The organism is Cyanobium sp. ATX 6A2, assembly GCF_024346355.1.
Lineage (GTDB): Bacteria > Cyanobacteriota > Cyanobacteriia > PCC-6307 > Cyanobiaceae > NIES-981.
In genome coordinates this window covers 1-2,265 of sequence record NZ_JAGQCU010000046.1, presented here as the reverse complement: position 1 = coordinate 2,265, position 2,265 = coordinate 1, and the positions used below count along the sequence as shown (strand labels likewise).

The window sequence follows — 2,265 nt, the reverse complement described above, 5'->3', positions numbered from 1 at the left end:
TGTCAGGCGACAGCGAAAACTGGACCAGATGCGACACGAAATCTGGCCCCCCTCCGCGAGCCACTGACCAGGCTCAGCGCCATGACCGCGGACCTGTCACCTCTGGAGCAGAGCTCCCGGGATGCGGCATTGGAAACACCAGAGGATGTCCAGATGATCCTTGGCCTCACCGCAGCTGGGTGGGGCCGCAGGCGGATCGCCAGGGAACTGGGCTGCTCGCCTGAAACCGTCCGTAAGTACCGGCGGCAGGGAGGCTGGGAGGCCTACGGCAAACCCCGGCGGATCGGCGTTCTCGATGGTCAGTGCGACTGGCTCAGGGAGCGGTTCCTTGCCCACAAAGGCAATGCCGATGTGGTGCGCCAGGAGCTGGCCAGCGAGAAGGGCATCGCCGTGTCACTGCGCACCGTGGAGCGGGCGGTGGGGCCCTGGCGGCAGGAGTTGCGGGCGGCAGCGCTGGCGACGGTCCGGTTTGAGACGCCGCCGGGCAAGCAGCTGCAGGCCGATTTCGGTGAGACCTATGCCCGCATCGCTGGTGAACGGGTCAAGGTTCACCTGTGCGTGCTGACCCTGGGCTACTCGCGGCGGCTGGTGGTGCGGGCCTATCGGCACGAGCGCCAGGTCAACTGGCTGTTGGCGATGGAGGAGGCCTTCCGCCACTGGCGGGGCGTGCCGGCCGAGGTGTTGTTCGACAACGCCCGTGCCCTGGTCAAGGAGCACGATCCGTCTCGCCAGGTGCTGGTGTTCAACGAACGGCTCGATGCCTTTGCCCGCTACTGGGGATTCCTTCCCAAAGCCTGCCGGCCCTACCGGGCCAGGACCAAGGGGAAGGACGAGCGCGGCGTCGGCTACGTCAAGACGAATGCGGTGGCCGGCCGGGAGTTCGCCAGCTGGCAGGCGCTGGAAGCGCACCTGGAGCACTGGAGCCGGGAGGTGGCCGACGTTCGCATCCACGGAACGACCGGTGAACAGCCGCTGGTGCGTTTCCAGCGGGAGGAGGCCGCTGCCCTGCAGCCGTTGCCCCATAAGCCGTCGTTCCTGGCGGAGCGGGAGCTGGTGCGGGTGGTCCACAACGACGCCTGCGTCGAGGTGGAGGGCAACTGGTACAGCGTCCCCTGGAAGCTGCTCAAGCAGCGGGTGAGTGTTCTGCTGCGGGATCAGCAAGTGCTGATCCGCCATGGCGGCCGTGTCGTCGCCCGACATGAGCGCGTGGTAGCCAATCGGCGCCATCGCTCCGTGCTGCGGGGGCACTGGGATGGCCTGGTGCCAGCGCCGCAGCAGGACTTGGCCGAACGGTCACTGCCCTCAGCCGATGGCGCCAGCTGCGTTGGGTCCGCCTCAGCCGCGTCCCCGCCCTGTGGGGGCGGAACGCGGCGGCGGACCGGCGTGATGCGCAGCTCAGAACTGGCCCGCTCACTGGCCGTCTATGCCACCGAGGTGGGCGAGGAGGTGGCGGCATGAGCCCCGCCAAAACCGGTCAACCAGATCGTCGCCTGCAGCCGATGGCCACGATGCCGCCTGTCCCCATCGAGGATCTCGACGACATGCTCAGCCGCCTGCGACTGACTGCTATTCGGGATCAGCTCGACAACCTGCTTGAGGAAGCGGCCCGCAAGGAGCTGAACCTGCGTGAGGCGTTGACCTGGCTGTGTGCGGCGGAGATCGCCCGCAAGGACCAGCGGCGAATCGCGATGGCGATGAGCATCGCCAAGTTCCCGTTCGTGCGGACCCTGGAAGGGTTTGAGTACGAGGCCCAGCCCTCGCTCGATCCGGGCCAGATCCGGGAACTTGCCACCTGCCGCTGGGTGGCCAACGGCGACACCCTGCTGCTGCTCGGTCCGCCTGGAGTAGGCAAGACACACCTGGCCGTCGCTCTGGGGCGTGAGGCGGTGAGCAAGGGCTACACCGTGCAGTACGTCTCGGCGATGGAGCTGATCTCCACCCTCGCCCGGGCCCATAACCAGACGGCGCTGGAGGCCCGCCTGAGCCAGTACGGCAAGAGCAAGCTGCTGATCATTGACGAGCTGGGCTACCTGCCGCTGGAGCCCGATGCGGCACACCTGTTCTTCCAACTGATCTCACGCCGTTACGAGCGCGGCAGCGTCCTGATCACCTCCAACCGCCCCGTCATGGAGTGGGGAGAAGTGTTCGGCGATCAGGTCGTCGCCACCGCGATCCTCGATCGCCTGCTGCACCACAGCCATGTGCTGACCGTGCGGGGCGACAGCTACCGCCTGCGCGAGAAACGCCGCTCCGGTCTGATCAGGA

At 67.3% G+C, this 2,265-nt stretch carries 2 protein-coding genes; both read left to right on the top strand.

The genetic code is table 11. The annotated features are described in order from the left end of the window. The first annotated feature begins 81 nt into the window (after positions 1-81). Positions 82-1,458, top strand: coding sequence for an IS21 family transposase (gene istA / locus KBY96_RS16225; protein ID WP_254980590.1), 1,377 nt, complete (start codon positions 82-84; stop codon positions 1,456-1,458). 50 nt (positions 1,459-1,508) lie between these two features. Continuing rightward, a partial coding sequence (gene istB / locus KBY96_RS16220; RefSeq protein ID WP_254980589.1) for an IS21-like element helper ATPase IstB occupies positions 1,509-2,265 on the top strand: 757 nt, incomplete at its 3' end.